We start from the raw sequence: 21647 nt of genomic DNA, 5'->3' as shown, positions 1-21647 counted from the left end.
CCGACAGTTTTCTTCTGCGCATTCTTCCTCTAATCGACCTTTCCTCACTTTAACAAGCACCATTGTCGCTAGAAAACACCAGAGTCACGATTTATTAGTAGTGAACGTATTTTTTATGTAAAAAACATTCGTCGTAACTTTCATTTTGCGTTCATATATTTGTTATATATTAAGCTCAAAAAGTCGGTGGTGTAGTGAATCCGTTCGTAAATTGTTTTCATAATGTAATCGTTTGCTTTTGCATGTGTGATCTAGATATCGTCTTGAGTAAGCAAGAACTGTATGGAACACAGAATGGCGTATTAAAAATTGTAATTTAGAACCTGCTTAGATAATTTATTACAAAAATTAGTGCAACTGTGTGCATTTTGCGTCGAAAAATAAGAAAAGAGTGGACGTTGCATACTGGAAGTGCCGTAGCTTTTTTATCGTGTTGTAAGAGTTCAAAGAAACTCCTGATACGGTTACTAAATGTATTCGCTTGACTCCCCGAGTATGACTCATTCAAGCGAGTACCAAATCCAAGCTATAACGATATGGAGAACAACAAATGGCTGGTGTTTTGGGAATGATTCTTGCTGGCGGTGAAGGCTCTCGTTTGAGACCTTTAACAGAATCTCGTAGTAAACCTTCGGTACCGTTTGGTGGTAGCTATCGATTGATCGATTTTGCTCTAAACAATTTTGTAAATGCGGATTTAATGCGCATTTACGTCCTCACCCAATTTAAATCTCAATCTTTGTTCCATCATTTAAAAAAGGGCTGGAACATTAATGGCATCACTGACCGCTTTATCGATCCTATTCCTGCTCAAATGCGCACTGGTAAGCGTTGGTACGAAGGAACGGCAGACGCGATCTATCAAAACCTCCGTTTTATGGAACTAGAGGAACCGGATCAAGTTTGTATTTTTGGTTCTGACCATATCTATAAGATGGATATTAAACAAATGCTGAACTTCCACTCAGAGAAACAGGCTTCTCTCACGGTATCTGCATTGCGTATGCCACTAAAAGAGGCGTCGCAATTTGGTGTTATCGAAGTGGACAGTGAAGGTCGCATGATAGGTTTTGAAGAGAAACCAGCAAACCCGAAGTCGATTCCTGGCGATCCTGATTACGCTTTAGTTTCAATGGGTAACTACGTTTTTGAAGCTCAGGTGTTATTCTCTGAGTTGGTTGAAGATGCGGATAATGAAGCTTCATCACATGATTTTGGGAAGGACATTATTCCTAAGATGTTCCCTCGAGGTGACGTGTTCGTGTATGACTTCAGTACTAACAAAATCAGCGGTGAAAGAGAAGAGGTGTACTGGCGTGACGTGGGAACCATTGATGCGTACTGGGAAGCGCACATGGATCTGCTAGAAAAAGACGCACCGTTTTCACTATATAACCGTAAATGGCCGCTGCATACTTATTATCCTCCATTGCCGCCAGCGACATTTACAGACTCTGATAATGGCCGTGTTCAGATCATCGACAGTTTGGTATGTAATGGCAGTTACGTCAGAGGCTCAAGAATAGAAAAGTCGGTGCTTGGGTTCCGCAGTAATATTGCATCTGCTTGCGATATCAGCGAATGTATCCTTCTTGGTGACGTGAAAATTGGCGAAGGCTGTGTTTTACGTCGTGTGATTGTCGATAAGGATGCCGATATTGCCCCTGGTACTCAGATTGGTGTGAATCTTCAAGAAGATAAAAAACACTTCCACGTGTCTGAGCAGGGCATTGTTGTTATTCCGAAAGGAGCTCGAGTTGGCTACTAACAACTTATCTATTCTGTTTGTAGCTTCTGAGGTCGAAGGTCTCATTAAAAGTGGTGGCTTGGCAGACGTTGCCAAGGCACTACCGGAAGCCCTTCAAAACCTACAGCAAGACGTAAGAATTACCATCCCTGCGTACAGCAGTATTGATAAACTCGCTGACGCAGAAGTTGTATTAGAAACAGAACTAACATCATGGCCGCATACGGAGTATCGAGTTCTGCGGCTCATGCTAGGTCAAAATCCTGTTTATCTGATTGATTGTGAGCCGTATTTCAATCGACCATCGATGTATGCGGAGAACAACCAAGCGTATACCGATAACGGTGAGCGCTTTGCGTTTTTTAGTGCGGCATGTTTAGACATGTTGCCAAAGCTTGCTTTTCAGCCGGATATCATACACGCGAACGATTGGCACACTGGTCTTGTTCCATTTTTGCTCAAGCACAGGTATGGCAATGATCCGTTTTTTGCTCATACTAAAAGCGTCATTTCAATTCACAATGCGGTCTTTAAAGGCGTATTTAGTTATGAAGACGTGCAGTGCTTGCCAGAGTTTCATTGTCGAAACGTTCCCGATGCTGCGGTGAGTGCAACGCATATTACGATGCTCAAAGCTGGTGTAATGAATGCAGATAAGATAAACGCGGTCAGCCCTACGTACGCAGAGGAACTCAAAACAGAGCTTGGCAGTCATGGAATGGCTTGGGAGTTTCAGCAACGCGCGCAGGACTTAGTTGGTATTTTGAACGGTTGTGATTACAGTGCTTGGAACCCGGAAACGGATACTTACTTGCCAGTTAATTACTGCGCTGACCAACAAAGTATGACGCAAGGCAAGAAAGCGTGTAAACAAGCATTACAGCTGCGGCTAAATTTGCCTGAAAAAGATGTTGCTATGTTTGGTATGGTTTGTCGGTTGACCCAGCAGAAAGGTGTGCATTACTTGTTGCCTGCTTTGGCTGATTTTTTGAAGCACGATGTTCAACTAGTTGTCGTTGGGACCGGAGACCCTGTACTAGCCGCTCAGCTAGAAGAGGTTGCTGCACAGTTTTCTAGTAAATTTGTCTTCGTAGAAGCTTATGATAATGAACTTGCGCATATCGTTGAAGCGGGTTCTGATTTCTTTCTGATGCCTTCTGAGTTTGAACCATGTGGTTTGAATCAAATCTATAGTATGGCTTACGGTACATTGCCGATAGTACGTGGTGTCGGTGGTCTAAAAGACAGCGTCAACGATTATGATGTGAACCCTTCTGAAGCGACGGGGTTTGTTTTTTTCGAACCGACACCGCAGGCATTGTTGTTAACGATGCTAAGGGCACTGTTGCTCTATGCTCAAAACGAACCTGAAGTGAATAAAGTCCAGTTGCATGCGATGCAACAAGATTTTTGTTGGCAAAAAGCCGCAGAAGCTTATTTGCAACTTTACAATTCGGCGTTAAATTGACTTAAAATTGTAACGAAAGGCACCGAATAAGGTGCCTTTATTATCTTGAGTAAGGGGAGTGTGGTAGGATGGCTTTTTACTCAATAGCACGACCTTTTTGATACTTGAATATGACCCAGCCGCTACTTTTTCATAAAACCTATTTGCACCCTACTAGTCATGAGTGGGTTGTATTTGTGCATGGTGCTGGCGGTAGCTCTTCTATCTGGTTCAAGCAAATCAAAGCTTACAAGCAACACTTTAACTTATTGCTGATCGATTTAAGAGGTCATGGAAAGTCAAATCAGTTACTTAAAGAGCTCATTGCCAGCCGTTATACCTTTACGGAAGTTACCCAAGATATTTTGAAAGTATTGGACCATTTAAAGATCCAATCCGCTCATTTTGTCGGTATGTCGCTTGGTACCATTATTGTTCGAAACCTTGCTGAATTATCAGTAGAGCGCGTGCGTTCAATGGTGCTCGGTGGCGCTGTCACAAGGCTCAATACTCGTTCTCAAATATTGGTTAAATTAGGTAATTTTTGTAAGCACATTCTGCCGTATATGTGGCTCTACAAACTTTTTGCGTACATTGTTATGCCACAGAGAAGCCAGCGAGAGTCTCGCCATCTTTTTATTCGTGAGGCCAAGAAGCTTTGCCAAAAAGAATTTAAACGTTGGTTTATTCTTGCTGCTGATGTAAATCCTTTAATGAAGTATTTTAAAGATCGAGAGTTACCCATTCCCACACTCTATTTAATGGGCGACAGAGATTACATGTTTATTAAGCCTGTTAAAGAAATGGTTGCGGCGCATAAGCTTAGTGTTTTACGAGAGATCCCCAACTGTGGTCATGTTTGTAATGTTGAGCGCCCTGAAGATTTCAATCAACATTCCATCGAATTTATTAAGCAGCAAACGGTTTCTGCTTAGCGCTTAATAAATCGATTGAATAGGAGTAGGGGAGTTATTAAGGCTCCCCTATTTGATGTCCACATTGCCAACAAGCACCAAACTGCCCCTCGTTTACCTCATGGCACTTCGGGCACTGCCAATCTTGATACTCATTTCCATCGGATTGTTTGCGGTAGGCTTGTACTATTCCTTCTGCTTTTACTTGTTGTTTGGCGTCAAAAAGCCAGACATAAGGATCGGTATCATCACTAAACGGCAGCTCTCCTTTTAAACCGAAAATACCCTCTCCGCGGACTTCACAATAGACTTGCTCGGTTTTCAATAATTCGCACACGATATGCGCTTCTGCTGGGTTTTTAGCAATGAATATTTTCATTAAACACGTCCACTTACTAATTATGAGTTTTGCTGACTCGGTGTTGGCCTTACTTTATTCATAACCCATTTAGTGATGATTGGAAACAGCCCCAGTAACGCAAAAGAGGCCAATACCGCAGGTGAAATAATGCCTGACAGGCTTTCAATTGTTGCTAACTGAGTACCGGCGTTTAAGTAAACTGCAGTGCCTGGCAACATACCTACTTGGCTAGTAAGGTAAAATCGACCTACAGACATTGGCGTTAAGCCCATCAACAAGTTGATAAGAAAGAAAGGGAATACCGGAATGAGACGCAAGGAAAATAGATAAAATGCACCGTCCTTTTCGACACCTTGGTTAATTGCGATTAACTTATTGCCGAACTTGTTTTGTACCCAGTCACGCAGCAAATATCGGCTGCTTAAAAATGCTAGCGTTGCACCCATAGTACTGGCGAAAGAAACTAGTAATAAGCTCGTCCAAAAACCAAATAGAGCCGCACCAAGTAATGTAACCACAGCAGCACCAGGAATAGAAAAAGCGGTAATTGCAATGTAGGCAAAAAAGTAAATAGCTGCCGAAAAAACAAAGTTCTGATCGATGTATGTGGTCAGCGCTTCTTGTTGGGCTTTTGCATTTTCCAACGTTAAATACTGACTAAAGTTAACGCCTAAAAAGATAATGATCGCGACCAGGATTAGGCCTAATATCAGTTTCTTATTCATATTTATGATTCCAATTTGGGATATATGTAATAAGACAGAAGGAAAGTCGAAAAAATTTCACAAAAAAACCGCAGATTAGACTGCGGTTTTACAAGATAGTTTTTAAGGCCGACTTTTATTGGAGGCCGTTCATCAACTCATCTCGGCGAGCTTGAGGCACAACGCTCCAATGAGTACCGTTAATAGCCCCTTCTAGTGCCCATAACAGCTCAATGTTGACGGTTGCAGAGTGCGTATCTCTTATCGCTTTATAAGCGTTAAGTGCACCTTCCTCTTCCAGTTTTTCTACTGACTCAATGCCTGCTTTTTTCAGCATGCGTTCAGTCGCCAGTCGTAAGTTAGGCAAATCTTTTAAGCGATTAGGCTTTGTAGTTGCTTGCTGTTCTTTTTCAAGCTTTGCCTTTTTCAACGATTGGTTAGCTACTTCGATTAAGCGTTCGCTAGACTCCCATAAATCGTTGGAAATTGCGTAGTACTTAGTAACGACTGGGAAGCCACGTTTCTTATAAACGTAAGGCTTTAGCCCTTGTTTCTCGAAGTCAGATGAAGTTTGTTGGTCTGCTCTTATATGAAGCTGATTATTTACAACTAGTGCAAACATTGTTTCATCAGCGAATAGTCCGAAGCCACCAAACATTGAGCGCGACTTGATATTACCAAGTGCCTCAAATAGCTTCATAGAGTCTTTGAGTATCGGTTTATCCATGTTTTGTTATCTCGGTGTAATTAATATTACGCCACCAAAAGTCAGGTCCGAGAGAGTAGCAAACATGCGCAAAAGCAATGTCATTACAGGGTAAAGTCATCGCTTGCACACTTGCCATCGGTAACCCCGCTACCTTCCATATAGTACTATGGTTCAGGCCGGAGGCTTTGCGTCCCACCCTTTCGAATGGTTTGCCCTGTGCGTGACAGAATGAGCATACTTCGTATATTGAATTAACATCACGTTTTACCCGTAAAAGTGTGATTCTGGTTCAATAAAAAGTGTCGACAAGCGCATATTTGTGCATATTTGAGAATAAGGCGGGATGATCTCGAGGTTGTGAGGGAGTGTGATTTACCTACATATAAAACAGAGACTTAGAGATTCGAGATTTTTTGTCTAACAAACCTAAGTCAGGGAAAAGTTATTTAGATATAAAAAATAAGCGCCCTTTTAGAGCGCTTATTTGACATCGTTATATTTGGCGAATTTTAGTTCATTTTCTTCACGGTGTTTCGAATTACAAGCTCAGGTTGCATTTCGAAAATTCGCTTTTCGTGTTCTTTATCTTTGATTCGCTCAAGTAGGATCTCGAACGCATTTTTACCCACACGACGTTTAGGTTGGTGGATAGTTGTTAACGGTGGAGAGAAGTATTCCGCAAGCTCGATGTTGTCGTAGCCGATCACTGAAATATCATCAGGAACTTTGATACCGTTTTGTTGTAGGCGGCTCATTAGGCCCAGAGCCATTGTGTCGTTAAAACAGAATACCGCTGTCGGACGTTTGTCCATTGCTGTAATTTTATCTGCGACTAATACGGCCGTATCACATTCAAAGTTACCTTCAAGGATCCAGTCCTCATTTACAGTTAGGTTCGCTTCGCTCATCGCGCGACGGAAACCTGCAATGCGCTCTTGGCAAGCAAGTTTTTCAAAATGACCGCTTAGACAAGCAATATCAGTATGGCCATTGTCGATCAGATGTTTGGTTGCGATGTAGCCACCTTCTTCTGAGTTATCCATGATCTTGTCCGCTTGTGAGCTTTCTGGACCCCAATCCATGACCACTTTAGGAATGTCGGCATGACGGTCAAGCATCTCTTTAAGCTCTTCGGTTAAGTCAGAACACATCACTAGGATGCCATCAACACGTTTTTCAGCCAGCATACGGATGTAATCGCGTTGTTTTTCGTAAATTCCACCCGTATTACACAGAATCAGAGTGTAGCCTTGGCGGTAACAGTAGCTCTCAACCCCGTCAATTACTTCTGAGAAGAATAGGTTGGTTGACTGCGTTACTAACATGCCAATCGTACGAGTTGAGTTGCACTTTAGGCTGCGTGCAACCGCACTTGGCGCGTAATTCAACTCGTCCACGGCTTTCATTACTTTTTCTTGCGTTGCTTCTGCAACGAAACGCGTTTTATTGATAACGTGCGAAACTGTCGTAGTGGAAACGCCGGCTAAGCGAGCAACGTCTTTTATAGTGGCCATAAATGGTGTCCTGTATCGAGCTACTGAAATATGTCGTGTTGGATGTACCTAATGCTCTAATGGTTTTACACCCAGCAATCTAAGGTTGGCGCTAAGTGTCTCGGCAGCGGTTGGTCCAAGTACGACAAAAGGGTACGTAGCAGCATCGGTCGATGAATTTTATCTTTTTTCTATCTGATGAGAAATTGCCATCAACCTGTTAAAAAACACAAAAACCGCTATATTTCAGCGGTTTACATATAAATCATATTTAATCGTTTGCGCTCACATTTTAGCCCTATGTGGACTGACTAGCAATGTTTTCAGCAAGAGATTTGTGTATTTGAAGTCACATTTTGACTGCTAAATAACCAAGCGTCTTTGAGCTAAGTTAAGGCAAACGAATAATATACCCAACTTACTTACATTCAGTTATTTCAGGTATACAGGAAGCCCGATAGGCGGGCTCCTTAAAAAATAGGCGGCAATTATTCCCCAATAAGGTAAGCGCTGTCTAGTTTACAAAATGCAACTAATAGTTTCGCGACGCTCGAGTAGAACCCAAATTCGTCGAATTGTTTACATTTGTCTGCAAACTGAGGTAGCCAAGACATCAACTGTTGCTGGATAAAGTCGTTTTGTTTAACGAAGGCTTCTTCCATGTGTTTTTCTTGCTCAAGTTCGTTTGAGCGGATAATCATGTTGCCGAGAAAGTCGAGTTCAACGGCTAAGTGGTCCGCAGGCTCTTTTAGATTTTCATCTACTTGAACGCCAAATTCTGCCATCAACTTTTCCATTTCCTCGGCTGGCTTGTCATTCAGCAAACCTGATTCACCGATGTACATCGATGCGTAAGGAAGAGCGCCGTATTTTTCTGTCTTCAAAAACAGTTCACAAAAGTCAGCAGCAAGCTCCAATTGAGCGTCTTCACGATCTTGCAATCGGTTTAGCGCATCAACGAGGCTATCAACGGCTGGTTTCAGCGACTCATTTTCACCTAAACCTGCTAGAAAACTACGAATTTCAACACTGTGGTAGGCTTCCAGCTCTTTCTCTGTTAGCTCTTTTGCGAACAAGCTCGAAAACCACCAGTAAATTTCAGCGCGTTTTTCATTAAAAGCTTTCACTTCTTGCATTTTGGGCTCCTGAATGATGCTTCAAGTTGTGCATCACAAAGTCAATTAGGGATATCCCCTAAGTGTAATCAATTAAAATGAATAGCAGTAACTATAATTATTATGTTTTATGGTCAAAAATTAACGTTTATTAATAGCGATGGGTAAGCTTGTTTTGAATCAATAAAAACGCTAAATCTTGCTTTTTAATGTATCTATGACTAGAAATGTTACTAGTTATGAATAGAATACGTCTTGGATAATAAGAAGACAGAAAAGTGGTGTAAATGAGCTATCACGTATTAGTCGTAGAAGATGATGTTGTAACTCGTAGTAAGCTTGCGGGATATTTCCAAAATGAGGGTTACCAAGTCAGCGAAGCAGAGAGTGGCGCAGAAATGCGTGAGGTCCTGCAAGCGGGCGATGTAGACCTGATCATGCTGGATATCAACCTGCCGGGTGAAGACGGCCTGATGCTTACTCGTGAATTACGTAGCCAATCGGATATTGGTATCATATTAGTAACAGGACGCACGGATAGCATTGATAAAATCGTAGGCCTAGAAATGGGCGCTGACGATTATGTGACAAAACCTTTTGAACTGAGGGAGTTGTTGGTTCGCGTTAAAAACTTGCTGTGGCGTATTTCAGCAGCGCGTAGCGGTAGCGCGAAAGCGAACGAAACCAGTGAAGAACATATTGTACGTTTTGGAGAGTGGACATTCGACATTCAACGTCGTGCGCTGAGCCGTAACGGCGAACCCGTAAAATTGACCAAAGCAGAATACGAACTTTTGGTGGCGTTATCGTCTTACCCTAACCAGGTGTTAAGTCGCGAGCGTATTTTGAATATGATCAGCCACCGAGTTGATGCTCCCAATGATCGTACTATTGATGTTCTTATTCGACGTATGCGCGCAAAAATGGAGTTTGATCCAAAGAACCCGCAAATTTTTGTGACGGTGCACGGCGAAGGCTATATGTTTGCTGGTGATTAAACTGAACAAACCTAAGTCTTTAAAAGAAAAAGGAGAGCTTCGGCTCTCCTTTTTTGTGGTTTCAAGATAGTACTACTTTGCTTCAACCATTGGTGTTTGGCCGACAGTATCACGCAATCTTTGCCAAATGCTGCCCAAGTACTCATGCCAATAAAGCTCTGTTTGTTCTAAGTAACGCGCTTTAGGTGAGTATTTATCCCAAGGTTGACTGATTTCGCTAATAGCCAAGAAGTTGGTCGGGGCTGGGATTGGTTTAATGCCTGCTGCGTTGAACTCATACAATGCACGGCTCATGTGGCTCGCAGAAGTGACTAACACAATCTCCTTTTGTTGAACGAATGCAGCCGCTTGACGCGCCTCTTCCCACGTATCTTTCGCATCTTCTAATAAAATGATATCGGATTTCGCGACTCCCAACGCAAGGGCAACGTTCGCCATCATTCTTGCGTGGCTAATTTCAGATCCGCCAGCATAGCCAGACAAAATCAATTTAGCACCTGGATACATTCTTAAAATACGAATGCCTTCAGTTAAGCGCATTAATGCTGCACGGCTTAACTGCGAGGTGGGTGGAATTTCGTCATCGATAACATGACCATTCCCTAAAACCATCACGTAGTCGATGGTGCCAGAAACTGGCAAAAAGGCTTTATGCTCTCGCTCTAATGGCATAAGAAGCTTGGTTGAAACAGGTTGGAAGGCAACAAGAAAAATGCCAACAAAAGAGAACAGAACAACGAAGCAGCCAGTTTTACGTTTTGTGGTAAAACTAATGAGAGCAAGACCCAACAAGCCTATCAGCAGCAATGCCGGAAGTGGCATAAGCAAGGCTGACACTACTTTTTTCAGCTCAAACATACATAAATAGTCCGAAAAAACATCAATTGATAATAAAAATGAGGGTACCCCTCTTTATTCCTGCTTTCCTTGTGCCAGAATAGCGGCACAATCCGTTATGATAACTCAGCAGAAGTGACAGAAGACCGCAATTTCGACGATATCGCCCACAAATTTGCAAAAAATATTTACGGCTCCGATAAAGGGGAGATCCGCCAAATCATTGTGTGGGAAGATTTTCTACAGATTCTAAGTGAATTAGATGCTGACCAGCAACCCCTAGAGGTGTTGGATGCTGGTGGTGGTTTGGCACAAATGTCGCAAAAGCTTGCTAAGCTCGGACATCGAATCGCTTTATGTGATCTATCTTCGGAAATGCTGCAGTTGGCTAAGCAGGATATTGAAAAAAACGGTTTGCTTGAGCAGTATCGCCTGATTCATTCGCCTGTCCAATCCATTGGTGAGCATATGGATGAACAGGTGGATCTTGTTATGTTTCACGCCGTCATGGAGTGGTTGGTCGATCCTAAGGCCGCACTTGAAACGGTACTAGAACAAGTAAAACCGGGAGGCATCGCATCAGTGATGTTCTATAACCACCATGGTTTAGTCTATAAAAACGTGGTTTGTGGCAACATTCCTCATATATTAGACGGCATGCCTCACCGAAAAAGATTTAAACTACAGCCGCAAAAAGGCTTAAAACCTGAAGAAGTCTACCAATGGATAGAAGATTCAGGCTTTAGTATTTGTGGCAAATCTGGTATCCGCTCATTTAGTGATTACATAGGTAATATGCAATACATGGGCGATTACGAGTTTGAAGATGTGTTGGCGCTAGAAAAACAACTTTGTCGACAAGAGCCATACCTCTCATTAGGCCGCTACATTCATGTGTGGGCTAAAAAGAACGATAAACAGGAATAACAATGAGTGAGATGACTCTCAATGCTGCAGAGCAACCAATCGATGAGTTGGTTGGCTGGGTTAAGCAGCACGATTTCTCGTTGAACCTGACCACAGAGCGATTGGCATTCTTGATAGCCATTGCCGTACTGAGTAATGAAAGGTTCGATGAAGAATTGGGTGAAGGTGAATTGCATGATGCGTTTGCCATCGTCACTCGATTATTTGATGAGACTGGCGAAGCATCCGCTTTTCGTGCGAACAACGCCATCAACGAGATGGTCAAGCAGCGCCTTATTAGCCGTTTTGTCAGTGAGATTACTGACGGAGCGAGTATTTACCGCTTGTCGCCTTTAGCGATAGGAATTACCGATTACTACGTGCGTCATCGTGAGTTCTCGAAACTGCGCCTTTCTATTCAACTGTCTATGGTGGCAGATGAAATGGCGAAAGCGATTGAGGCAGCACAAAAAGGTGGCACACCGGGCCACTGGAAGAAAAACGTATACGGAGTTTTAAAATATTCTGTAGGCGAAATCTTCGATCAAATCGATCTTAACCAGCGTGTTATGGATGAGCAGCAGCAATCTGTAAAACAACAAATTGCCGACCTGCTAAATAAAGACTGGCGTGAAGCGATCAACAACTGTGAAGCGCTCCTATCAGAAACATCAAGCACGTTGCGTGAACTTCAAGATACGCTGCAAGCCGCCAGTGATGAACTGCAAACTCAGATCCTAGATATTCAAGAAATTGTGTACGGCGATCCTGAGCTGGAGTTCATCGAAGAAGCTTTGTTTGGTCTGCAAATGAAGCTGGATCGAATCACAAGCTGGGGCCAGCAAGCGATTGACCTTTGGATTGGTTACGACCGACATGTGCACAAGTTCATCCGTACTGCAATTGATATGGATAAGAACCGTGCGTTTAGCTCGCGTCTACGTCAATCCGTCAAAGATTACTTCGATGCGCCTTGGTATCTGACTTATGCAGATGCGGAAAGGCTTTCTGACCTTCGTGACGAGGCGTTGGTGCTACGTGATGACGAAGTGACCGGCCAAGTTCCGATGGAAGTAGAGTATGAAGAATTTCAACAAGTCAATGATGAGTTGTCTGAACGAATTGGTGACATGCTAAAAGCGCATAAAGATCAAGGCACGCCAATCGACTTGAGTGTGGTATTGCGAGATTACCTTGCACAGCATCCTTACACTCATCATTTTGATTTAGCTCGCATTATCGTTGATCAAGCCGTACGTCTGGGGTATTCAGAATCGGATTACCAAGCGATTCAACCGGACTGGAAAGCAATCAACGAATTTGGGGCAAAGGTACAAGCGAATGTCATCGACCGATACTAATGAATACATGTCAGATAAACTGGCAAAAGCAATTTCTAACCCTCTGTTCCCAGCGCTAGACAGCATGCTTCGAGCAGGGCGTCATATCTCAAGTGAAGATCTGGACAACCACGCGTTGCTGTCAGATTTCGAACTTGAGCTTTCTTCTTTCTACCAACGCTACAACACCGAATTGGTGAAAGCGCCAGAAGGTTTCTTCTACCTTCGTCCTCGTTCAACGTCTCTGATTGGCCGCAGTGTGCTTTCTGAGCTGGATATGCTGGTGGGTAAGGTACTGTGTTTCCTTTACCTAAGCCCAGAGCGTCTTGCGCACGAAGGTATCTTCACTAACCAAGAGCTGTACGACGAACTGCTTGCACTAGCAGATGAAAACAAGCTGATGAAGCTGGTGACCAACCGTGCTACCGGTTCTGACCTTGATAAAGAAAAGCTGTTTGAAAAAGTACGCACGTCACTTCGTCGTCTACGCCGCCTAGGCATGATCATCAACATTGGTGAGACCGGTAAATTCAGCATCAGTGAAGCTGTATTCCGCTTTGGTGCCGATGTACGTATTGGCGATGATATGCGTGAAGCGCAGCTACGTCTGATCCGTGATGGTGAAGCGGTAGTGCACACCAAGGAGCCAAGCCAAGGCAGCCTATTGTCTGAAGAAGATCAAGACGACCAAGCCCAAGAAGAAACAACAGAAGAGGGTGAAGCATGAGCATGATTGAACGCGGTAAATACCAATCGCTGACCATGGTCAACTGGAACGGCTTCTTTGCCCGTACGTTTGACATCGATGGTCTGGTCACCACACTATCAGGTGGTAACGGTGCAGGTAAATCAACCACAATGGCGGCGTTCATCACCGCATTGATTCCTGACCAAACGCTACTGCACTTCCGTAACACGACAGAAGCGGGCAGCAGCCAATCGTCTCGCGATAAAGGTTTATACGGTAAGCTGCAGCCGGGCGCATGTTATGCGGCGCTAGATGTGGTGAACTCACGTAACCAACGCCTATTGTTTGCAGTAAAACTGCAGCAAGTTGCGGGTCGTGATAAGAAAGTAGACATCAAACCGTTTGTTATTCAAGGCCTTCCAAGCCATGTAAAACCAACAGATATTTTGGTTGAAAGCGTATCTGCGACTCAAGCTCGTGTACGTCAAATCAACGAAGTAAAAGAATCGATCGCGGAATTTGAAGGTGTTCAATTCAAAGCCTTCTCTTCTATTGTTGATTACCATGCGCAGATGTTTGAATTCGGTGTTATTCCGAAGAAACTGCGCAACTCTGGTGACCGCTCTAAATTCTACCGTCTGATCGAAGCATCGCTTTACGGTGGTATTTCAAGTGCGATTACGCGCTCGCTACGTGACTACCTTCTGCCACAAAACGGTGGTGTGAAGAAAGCGTTCCAAGATATGGAATCGGCGCTGCGTGAAAACCGCATGACGCTAGAAGCGATCAAAACTACGCAAGCAGACCGTGACTTGTTCAAACACTTGATTACAGAGTCGACCAACTACGTGGCAGCGGACTATATGCGCCATGCCAACGAGCGTCGTAAAAAACTAGAACAGACACTGTCTTTGCGTTCAGAGTTATTTGGTTCTCGCGAGACCTTGATTGAGCAAAACAACCTGCTTAACCGCGTTCAAGAAGAGCTGGAACTGCTGATCGAATCAGAATCTTCTTTAGAGCAAGACTACCAAGCGGCTTCGGATCACTTGCAACTGGTGCAAAACGCGCTGCGTCAGCAAGAGAAGATCGAACGTTACCAAGAAGATCTTGAAGAGCTGAGCGAGCGTCTTGAAGAACAAATGATGGTAGTGGAAGAAGCGCAAGAACGCGTGATGATGGCTGAAGAGCAAGCGACCGTTGCAGAAGAAGAGGTGGACAGCCTTAAGACGCAACTTGCTGATTACCAGCAAGCTCTTGACGTTCAGCAAACTCGCGCGCTTCAATACCAACAAGCCGTTCAAGCGCTGGAGAAAGCGAAGCAGCTACTTGGCGATGACAGCCTAACGGCAGAATCCGCACAAGCGTTAGTGGCGGAGCTTAAAAACAAAGAGTCAGAAAATACCAATACGTTGTTGTCTGTGAAACATAAGCTCGATATGTCATCAGCTGCGGCAGAGCAGTTTGATACTGCATTGAAGCTTGTACAGAGCATCGTTGGCCCTGTTGAGCGCAAAGAAGCCTCTGAGCACGCAAAATCGGCAATCGCTAAAGCTCGAGAATCACAGCAAATTGCACAAAACGAACAGCAATGGCGAGCACAACACCGTGATCTCGAACGCAGCCTTAACCAGCAGCGTCAAGCACGTGAACTGGTTGCTGAATACAAAAAGCAATATCACGTCGAGCTAACCGATGAAGTTACGTTTGAACAAGAACGTGAACGTCATGCGATGCAAATCGAATCACTAGAGATAGCTCAAGAGGAAGTTCGTGATCAGCGTGGTGAACAGCGCCGTCTAGAGCAAAACGCGGCGGCAGAAATCAGTAAGTTTGAAGCGATAGCGCCAGCTTGGATTGCGGCTAATGATGCGCTAGAGAAACTGAGAGAGCAGAGCGGGGCAGACCTTGAGGATCGCCATGCGGTAATGAACCACATGCAGGTTGTTCTTGAGCAAGAAAGGGCGCTGTCCTTAGCTAAAGATAAACTTGCTGAGCATCGCAGTCAGCTTGACACTGAGATTGAACGTCTTGCTTCTCCTGGTGGTTCAAACGACCCTCGCCTGAAAGGTTTGGCTGATACTTTAGGCGGTGTATTACTGTCTGAGATCTACGATGACATCACGATTGATGACGCGCCTTACTTCAGTGCGATGTACGGTCCGGCTCGTCACGCTATCGTTGTTTCTGACCTGTCAGGTATCGAAGAGAAACTGGTAGAGCTAGACGACTGTCCAGAAGACTTGTACATCATTGAAGGCGACATCGATGCCTTTGATGACAGCTCGTTCGATGCAGAAGAGCTAGAAGGCGCGGTTTGTGTTCGCATGAACGATCGCCAAATGCGTTACTCTCGCTTGCCTGAGATCCCATTGTTTGGTCGTGCAGCACGTGAGCAGCGTCTAGAGTTGCTGCGTAACGAACGAGAAGAAGTGGTAGAGAAACACGCAAAAGCGGCGTTTGATTCTCAGAAAATGCAGCGCTTATACCAAGCGTTTAACCAATTTGTGTCTAACCACATTCAGGTTGCTTTTGACGCCGATCCAGAACAAGCACTGGCAACCATTCGTGATAAGCGTAACCAAATCGCTCGCGTGCTGGCGGATCTGGATGCAAAAGAGCAGCAGCAACGCTCTCAGCTTCAAACTAGTAAGCAAGCACTGTCTTCTCTGGACAAGCTAGCATCACACATGGTGCTTGTTGAAGATGAATCATTGCAAGCGCGTTTTGATGAGCTAGAAGAGAAAATCGCTCAGCTTGCAGAGGCGAAAAACTTCTTAAACAATCATGCAAAAGCCGTCGCGCAACTAGAGAATATTGCGTCTGCGCTTGATGCTGACCCAGAGCAATTCGATGCACTAGAAGCAGAATACAAAGCAGCAGATGAACAGTTACAAGATCTTAAGAAGCAAATCTTTGCACTCTCGGATCTGGTTGAACGTCGTCACTACTTCGCTTACTCAGACTCGGTTGATCTTCTGAACAAAAGTAGCGAACTGAGTGAGCAGCTAAAAGCGAAGTTGGTTCAAGCTGAACAGACTCGTACTCGTTCTCGTGAAGAGTTGAAGCAAGCACAAGGACAAATGAACCAATACAACCAAGTATTGGCGTCTTTGAAGAGTTCGCATCAAGCTAAGCAAGAAACCGTACAAGAGTTCAAACAAGAGCTGCAAGAGTATGGCGTAAATGCCGACGAAGGTGCGGAAGAGCGTGCAATGCGCCGTCGTGACGAGCTGCACGAACGCTTACATACTTCACGTAGTCGTAAGAGTGAATACGAGCGCACGATAACGTCGACCGAGCTTGAGATGAAAGGCTTAGCGAAACGTCTGAAGAAAGTGCAGAAAGAATACGCAGAGCTGCGCAAATTTGTCGTTGCAGCGAAAGCGGGTTGGTGTTCAGTACTTCGCTTAGCGCGTGAAAACGATGTTGAGCGTCGTCTACACAAGCGCGAACTGGCTTACATGTCGGCGGATGAATTGCGTTCGATGTCGGATAAATCATTGGGTGCGCTGCGTTTAGCGGTTGCGAACAATGACGACTTGCGTGATGCGCTGCGTCTATCAGAAGACAATGCACGTCCAGAGCGTAAAGTTCTGTTCTACATTGCTGTATACCAACATCTTCGTGAGCGTATTCGTCAGGATATCATCCGTACTGATGATCCAGTGGAAGCGATTGAAGAGATGGAAGTGGAACTGGCGCGTCTAACGGAAGAGCTAACGCAACGTGAAAACCGCCTAGCGATCAGCTCTGAGTCGGTAGCGAGTATCATCAAGAAGACGATTCAGCGTGAGCAAAACCGTATTCGTATGCTGAACCAAGGTTTGTCGAATATCTCGTTCGGTCAGGTGAAGGGCGTACGTCTAAACGTGAAAATTCGCGAAAGTCACGAAGTGCTACTGAACGGTCTAGCGACACAACAAGAGCAGCATAAAGACCTGTTTGAATCGACTCGTTTTACCTTCTCAGAAGCGATGGCGAAACTGTTCCAACGTGTGAACCCCCATATCGATATGGGGCAACGTTCTCCTCAGGTTCTGGGTGAAGAGCTACTGGATTACCGTAACTACCTAGAGCTAAGTGTAGAAGTGAACCGTGGTACAGATGGTTGGCTACAGGCCGAGTCTGGCGCGCTATCAACAGGTGAAGCGATCGGTACCGGTCAGTCAATCCTTCTGATGGTTGTTCAAAGCTGGGAAGAAGAATCTCGTCGTCTACGCAGCAAAGACATTGTGCCTTGTCGTTTGCTCTTCTTGGATGAAGCAGCGCGTCTGGATGCGAAATCGATCGCGACATTGTTCGAATTGTGTGACCGTCTGGATATGCAGCTTCTTATTGCGGCACCAGAAAACATCAGCCCAGAGAAAGGTACTACCTACAAGTTGGTGCGTAAGGTGTTTAAAGACCATGAGCACGTACACGTAGTTGGTCTACGTGGTTTTGGTCAAACGGATAAGCCTAAGACCGAAGCGCAAGAGATGATCGAAGAGTTTGAATCGTAAACTTCGAATCTAGCAAAACGCCCGCATTTATTGCGGGCGTTTTTGTATTTGTTAGCGTATAAAATAAGCCGAGACTGTAGGACGACAGTCTCGGCTTATTAATAGAACTTAGCGGGGAGGCTAAGTTCTATTCCTCTGAAATATCGTCTCTGATATCGATCATTTCAGCAAGCTCTTCAAGTGCTTGGACAGAAAGCTCAGACAAGCGTTGTAAATGCTGGTCTAAGCTCTCTTGTTCTTCAAGCTCTGGTTCATCGTTATCTGTTTCTTTTGTTAGCATTTCTCAACCTCTCAAGTTGAGTAAGGGGAGACCTCATCATACTCAAAAGTTAAAGGAGAAAAGAAACGATCTATGTTGATTCTGTTAGCTCGATCATTGATTCAAGTTATAGGTGAGATAGGTTTGTTTAATAAGATGAGTAGGTAGACGGTTTTGGAAACGGAAACAAAAAACGCCAGCAATCCGAACAATTACTGGCGAATGATATTATGATTGGCGATTAGAACTGCGGTTTTACCCCAAACTGCTCTGCTGCGTAGGCGACACGTTCAATCGGCTTTGGATACTCGGCAGGTGTGCCGAGGCTCTCTATGTGTTTCAAACGAGGAAGCAAGCCTGCACCATTAGCGATTTGGATTGCTAAGCCAGGACGAGCGTTGAGCTCTAAAACCATAGGCCCTTCCTCTTTATCTAACACCATATCAGTGCCCATGTATCCCAACCCTGTCATCTCCCACGCACTAGACGCAAGCTCAAGCAAGCGCTCCCAGTGCGGGACTTGGAGGGTAGAAAGGTCTTTGCCGGTATCCGGATGGTGGGTGACTGGATGGTCGAATTGCACCGCTCGGATTGCTTTACCTGTGGCGATATCAATGCCCACGCCCACAGCGCCTTGGTGGAGGTTTGCTTTACCGTCCGACGCCGCCGTAGAACAGCGCATCATTGCCATAACAGGGTAGCCTTTAAATACGATGATTCGAACATCAGGCACGCCTTCATAACTGAAGCCATCGAAACAATCATCAAACTTAATCAGGTTCTCAACGACTGCGACGTCGTTTTTACCACCAAGAGAGAAAAGGCCTGCAAGCGCATTACTGATATGACGTTCAACTTCGTCCTTACCAATTGTAGAGCCGGAAGGTTTGGTATAGACCCCATCTTTATGCGAGGTAATAACCAAAATACCCTTACCACCACTACCTTGAGCGGGCTTGATAACAAAACCAGGCCAATCTTGCACCATCTTATGGATGGTCTTTACTTCTGCTTGGTTATGAATAACGCCGATCAGGGCAGGGACTGTCGCCCCTGCTGCCTGCGCAATAATTTTAGTCTTGAGCTTGTCATCAACTAATGGGTATTTAGAACGATCATTGTAACGGCCGATATAACTGTGGTTACGTTTGTTCATTCCCATAATGCCTTTATGGCGAAGCTTAGCTGGCGAAGTAAAACTTTCGAACATCGTTTAGTCCTCCGCTAGTGGTTTGAAACGACGTAACTCAGTTAGACGGTAACCTGTGTAAGTACCTAGCAATAGAATACCGGCCAGAACAATCAACTGTAGACCAATGAAATTAAAGGTTAGGTGCTGAATGTAAGAGTTCGTCATCGCTAAGTAAACCAATACTGCGGTGAGCAGTGAGCCCCCACCTTGCAGAGCGACTTCTTTCGCGCCTTCTTCTTCCCATAGGATAGACATACGTTCAATTGTCCAAGACAAGATGATCATTGGGAAGAACGTAATTGTTAAGCCTTCCGTTAAGCCCATCTTAAATGCGACAACTGTGAACACCGAAATGATCATAATAACGGTAATAATGACCGCTGATATCCGTGCTACAAGCAGTAAGTTCAACCTCGATAAGTAACTTCGAATAATCAAGCCTGTGCCAACGATCAGTAAGAAACCGACAATACCCGTTAATAGCTGGGTTTGAACAAACGCAACAGCAATCAGTACTGGCATGAAAGTACCGGATGTTTTTAGACCGATAATCACACGCAAGAACACCACGATAAGGGCACCGATAGGGATCAGCATGATGGTCTTAAACATCGCTTGTTCTTCAAGAGGCAAGCTATGAATTGAAATATTCAGCAGCCCATCAGCTTCTATCTTGTTGTTCGTCGCTTGCTGTGGAGTCATTTCTTGTTTGATCATTGAGAAATGAACTTGGCTATTTTTACCACCAACAAGATCAAGCAGGGATACATTCGACTCATCCCAAACTAATAAGTTTGGTTTCACGGCTTTCTGTTCGGAATTTGGTGAGAACAGTACCCAATCTTTACCTGACCAAACCTGAACCATTGGTTGAATGGTTTGGCGTCGACGGCCATCTTCTAGTTCGATAACACCAACTGTTTTGCTCTGTATACCTGCGGTAAGCAAAATATTATGTAGTGCATCAGTACGGCTGAAGTCATTTAGTAGTAGCGATGAATTTTGACTGTCTGGGTCATTAAGCGCTTTGATGAGTTCACGAGTAAAGGTCACATTGTCGGCAGAACGACTCATCGCACGCTCAACAAGGGCATTTGCCGCCGCAGCTTGTGGCGCTGATAGCGTTGGTGGCGTAATGTCTTCAGTTGGTGGTAGAGGCGTAACTTTAGCCTGAGGGTCCACTAAGAACTGCGCTTTGTAGTAAATGGTTTGAGGACCTTTGGCCTGACGAATTGACCACTCGGCACGACGTCCAGAATCAGAATTAATGTAGGAAACGCCATAACCAGAAGAGGAAGCGGATTCACCGATAAGCGTATAACCACTTTGTGTATGAGGTGCTGCGAGTGAAGCTTTGACTTCATTGCCGTTAGCATTGAACTCAATACGTGCCTCTACATCCCATACCTGACGAGTTTCGCCTGGTGTCCAAGGCACGCCGTAGTTTTCATGTCTGAAAACACTCAAAGCAATGCCCGCAATCACCAATAAGATGATTGAAAGGTAAAACGGTATTTTTGACGTCATAATCTACCTTATTATTTTTTATCTTCGTCCGTTTGGATATAGGTACGACTTACATCGACAAGTGCGATGTCGCGCATAAATTCTCTACCCAGTAAAATAGGATGGTTCATATGCGAGCGATCTGCCAACGTAAATTGCGCTTTTTCATGAATTTTTCCAACGCGCACCCAAAGTTCGACTACAGCGCGACGTTCTAGTTCTTCACTGGTAACTTGGCGAATTTTTACGTAACGAATGACTGGCGCTTCGATCCAAGTATTTTTTTCTTCTTCAGATTTACTGGTATCTGCCAGGTGGAATCGAACCCAGTTTTTGCCGTTTCTTTCGAACTCTTCAATATCAACTGCATTTAAAGATGAGGTTGCGGCACCGGTGTCGACACGTGCATCAAAAGTCTGCTTAATGGAGTCGATAGTGACCTTTTCAATTGAGCCAAGGACAATATCATGAGTTGGTGTTGGTTCCACAGGAGCAGGAGATTGGACAATAATCGGCTCTTTTGGCTTTTTCACTTCTGCCATTGCTTCATCACGAAATGTCAGAAGTTCAACCTGTAGTTTATCGACTTGTTCTTCAAGGCTGTCGATATAGTCCGATTGGTTGCTGAGCTGAAGCTCTAAGTTAGTAATGCGATTATTGACATTCGCTTCTGAAGTTTGAATAGCCGCTAACGTTTCTTGGTGGTACTGTTCGCCTTTGGTTAGTGAGCATCCAGATAGTAAGGCGATGGCAACAATCGGGGTCAATCGTAATAACATTGAAAACCTTGGGATTGGATTAAGTTGTTTATTTTTTAGGAGTTTAGCTCATATCGATAAAGCCTCACAAGTAAGAATGTTTCTCTATTACTTATTGTTTGAGGAATAGTGATGAAAAGCTAAAAATCAAGGACATAAAAGCGCATC

18 protein-coding genes and 1 riboswitch are annotated in these 21647 nt (G+C 44.4%); of the genes, 8 read left to right on the top strand and 10 right to left on the bottom strand.

The window, feature by feature from the left end; genetic code table 11:
• Positions 1-550: 550 nt before the first annotated feature.
• From glgC to OO778_RS11250, 3 genes are all read left to right on the top strand, one after another.
• Positions 551-1768: a glucose-1-phosphate adenylyltransferase gene (gene glgC / locus OO778_RS11260; protein ID WP_074191077.1), complete on the top strand. Its 1218-nt coding sequence runs from the start codon at positions 551-553 to the stop codon at positions 1766-1768.
• On the top strand, positions 1758-3215 hold the full coding sequence (gene glgA, locus OO778_RS11255; RefSeq protein ID WP_264909800.1) for a glycogen synthase GlgA: 1458 nt from the start codon (positions 1758-1760) through the stop codon (positions 3213-3215). The genes glgC and glgA overlap by 11 nt, the downstream gene beginning before the upstream one ends.
• A 110-nt stretch (positions 3216-3325) precedes the next feature.
• The gene (locus OO778_RS11250; protein ID WP_074191079.1) at positions 3326-4129 is read left to right on the top strand and encodes an alpha/beta hydrolase; all 804 of its coding nucleotides are present in this window, start codon (positions 3326-3328) and stop codon (positions 4127-4129) included.
• Between the two features lie 37 nt (positions 4130-4166).
• Here OO778_RS11250 and OO778_RS11245 read toward each other — a convergent pair whose 3' ends face one another.
• The 5 genes from OO778_RS11245 to torD all read right to left on the bottom strand — a co-directional run bounded on the left by OO778_RS11245 (position 4167) and on the right by torD (position 8511).
• Positions 4167-4487 carry a hypothetical protein gene (locus OO778_RS11245; RefSeq protein ID WP_005390719.1) on the bottom strand — a complete coding sequence of 107 codons (321 nt, stop codon included), beginning with the start codon at positions 4485-4487 and terminating at the stop codon, positions 4167-4169.
• A 20-nt stretch (positions 4488-4507) separates the two neighbouring features.
• Positions 4508-5194, bottom strand: a complete 687-nt coding sequence (locus tag OO778_RS11240) for a TVP38/TMEM64 family protein (protein WP_046874737.1) — start codon at positions 5192-5194, stop codon at positions 4508-4510.
• A gap of 115 nt (positions 5195-5309) precedes the next feature.
• On the bottom strand, positions 5310-5900 hold the full coding sequence (locus tag OO778_RS11235) for a TfoX/Sxy family DNA transformation protein (RefSeq protein WP_005390721.1): 591 nt from the start codon (positions 5898-5900) through the stop codon (positions 5310-5312).
• A gap of 116 nt (positions 5901-6016) precedes the next feature.
• A riboswitch (cyclic di-GMP riboswitch) is annotated at positions 6017-6106 on the bottom strand.
• Between the two features lie 285 nt (positions 6107-6391).
• The gene (purR, locus tag OO778_RS11230; RefSeq protein WP_005390722.1) at positions 6392-7396 is read right to left on the bottom strand and encodes an HTH-type transcriptional repressor PurR; all 1005 of its coding nucleotides are present in this window, start codon (positions 7394-7396) and stop codon (positions 6392-6394) included.
• 467 nt (positions 7397-7863) lie between these two features.
• The gene (gene torD / locus OO778_RS11225) at positions 7864-8511 is read right to left on the bottom strand and encodes a molecular chaperone TorD (protein WP_134646941.1); all 648 of its coding nucleotides are present in this window, start codon (positions 8509-8511) and stop codon (positions 7864-7866) included.
• Positions 8512-8777: 266 nt separating this feature from the next.
• Between torD and torR the strand changes: the two genes are divergently transcribed.
• Positions 8778-9488: a two-component system response regulator TorR gene (torR, locus tag OO778_RS11220; RefSeq protein ID WP_005390726.1), complete on the top strand. Its 711-nt coding sequence runs from the start codon at positions 8778-8780 to the stop codon at positions 9486-9488.
• 72 nt (positions 9489-9560) lie between these two features.
• Here torR and elyC read toward each other — a convergent pair whose 3' ends face one another.
• Positions 9561-10346 carry an envelope biogenesis factor ElyC gene (gene elyC, locus OO778_RS11215; protein ID WP_006742121.1) on the bottom strand — a complete coding sequence of 262 codons (786 nt, stop codon included), beginning with the start codon at positions 10344-10346 and terminating at the stop codon, positions 9561-9563.
• Positions 10347-10460: 114 nt separating this feature from the next.
• Here elyC and cmoM point away from each other — a divergent pair, with 114 nt between their 5' ends.
• The 4 genes from cmoM to mukB are packed head-to-tail and all read left to right on the top strand — an operon-like array spanning position 10461 to position 17764.
• Positions 10461-11252 (top strand): tRNA uridine 5-oxyacetic acid(34) methyltransferase CmoM, encoded by a 792-nt coding sequence (gene cmoM, locus OO778_RS11210; RefSeq protein WP_012841987.1) that lies wholly within the window; start codon positions 10461-10463, stop codon positions 11250-11252.
• A gap of 2 nt (positions 11253-11254) precedes the next feature.
• Positions 11255-12592, top strand: a complete 1338-nt coding sequence (mukF, locus tag OO778_RS11205; RefSeq protein ID WP_048626187.1) for a chromosome partition protein MukF — start codon at positions 11255-11257, stop codon at positions 12590-12592.
• Positions 12573-13298 (top strand): chromosome partition protein MukE, encoded by a 726-nt coding sequence (gene mukE / locus OO778_RS11200; RefSeq protein WP_006742118.1) that lies wholly within the window; start codon positions 12573-12575, stop codon positions 13296-13298. Before mukF ends, mukE begins: the two co-directional genes overlap by 20 nt.
• 2 nt (positions 13299-13300) lie before the next feature.
• The gene (mukB, locus tag OO778_RS11195) at positions 13301-17764 is read left to right on the top strand and encodes a chromosome partition protein MukB (protein WP_264911386.1); all 4464 of its coding nucleotides are present in this window, start codon (positions 13301-13303) and stop codon (positions 17762-17764) included.
• Between the two features lie 127 nt (positions 17765-17891).
• Here mukB and OO778_RS11190 read toward each other — a convergent pair whose 3' ends face one another.
• From OO778_RS11190 to OO778_RS11175, 4 genes are all read right to left on the bottom strand, one after another.
• Positions 17892-18044: a hypothetical protein gene (locus OO778_RS11190; RefSeq protein WP_005390736.1), complete on the bottom strand. Its 153-nt coding sequence runs from the start codon at positions 18042-18044 to the stop codon at positions 17892-17894.
• A gap of 220 nt (positions 18045-18264) precedes the next feature.
• Positions 18265-19233, bottom strand: coding sequence for an alpha-L-glutamate ligase-like protein (locus OO778_RS11185; protein WP_005390739.1), 969 nt, complete (start codon positions 19231-19233; stop codon positions 18265-18267).
• Positions 19234-19236: 3 nt separating this feature from the next.
• The gene (locus tag OO778_RS11180; protein WP_005390741.1) at positions 19237-20742 is read right to left on the bottom strand and encodes an inactive transglutaminase family protein; all 1506 of its coding nucleotides are present in this window, start codon (positions 20740-20742) and stop codon (positions 19237-19239) included.
• A gap of 11 nt (positions 20743-20753) precedes the next feature.
• On the bottom strand, positions 20754-21500 hold the full coding sequence (locus tag OO778_RS11175; protein ID WP_012841986.1) for an ATP-dependent zinc protease: 747 nt from the start codon (positions 21498-21500) through the stop codon (positions 20754-20756).
• Positions 21501-21647 lie beyond the last annotated feature (147 nt).

This window comes from Vibrio sp. STUT-A16, from assembly GCF_026000495.1.
Taxonomy (GTDB): Bacteria; Pseudomonadota; Gammaproteobacteria; order Enterobacterales; family Vibrionaceae; genus Vibrio; species Vibrio diabolicus.
This window is presented reverse-complemented; position numbering and strand designations above follow the sequence as displayed.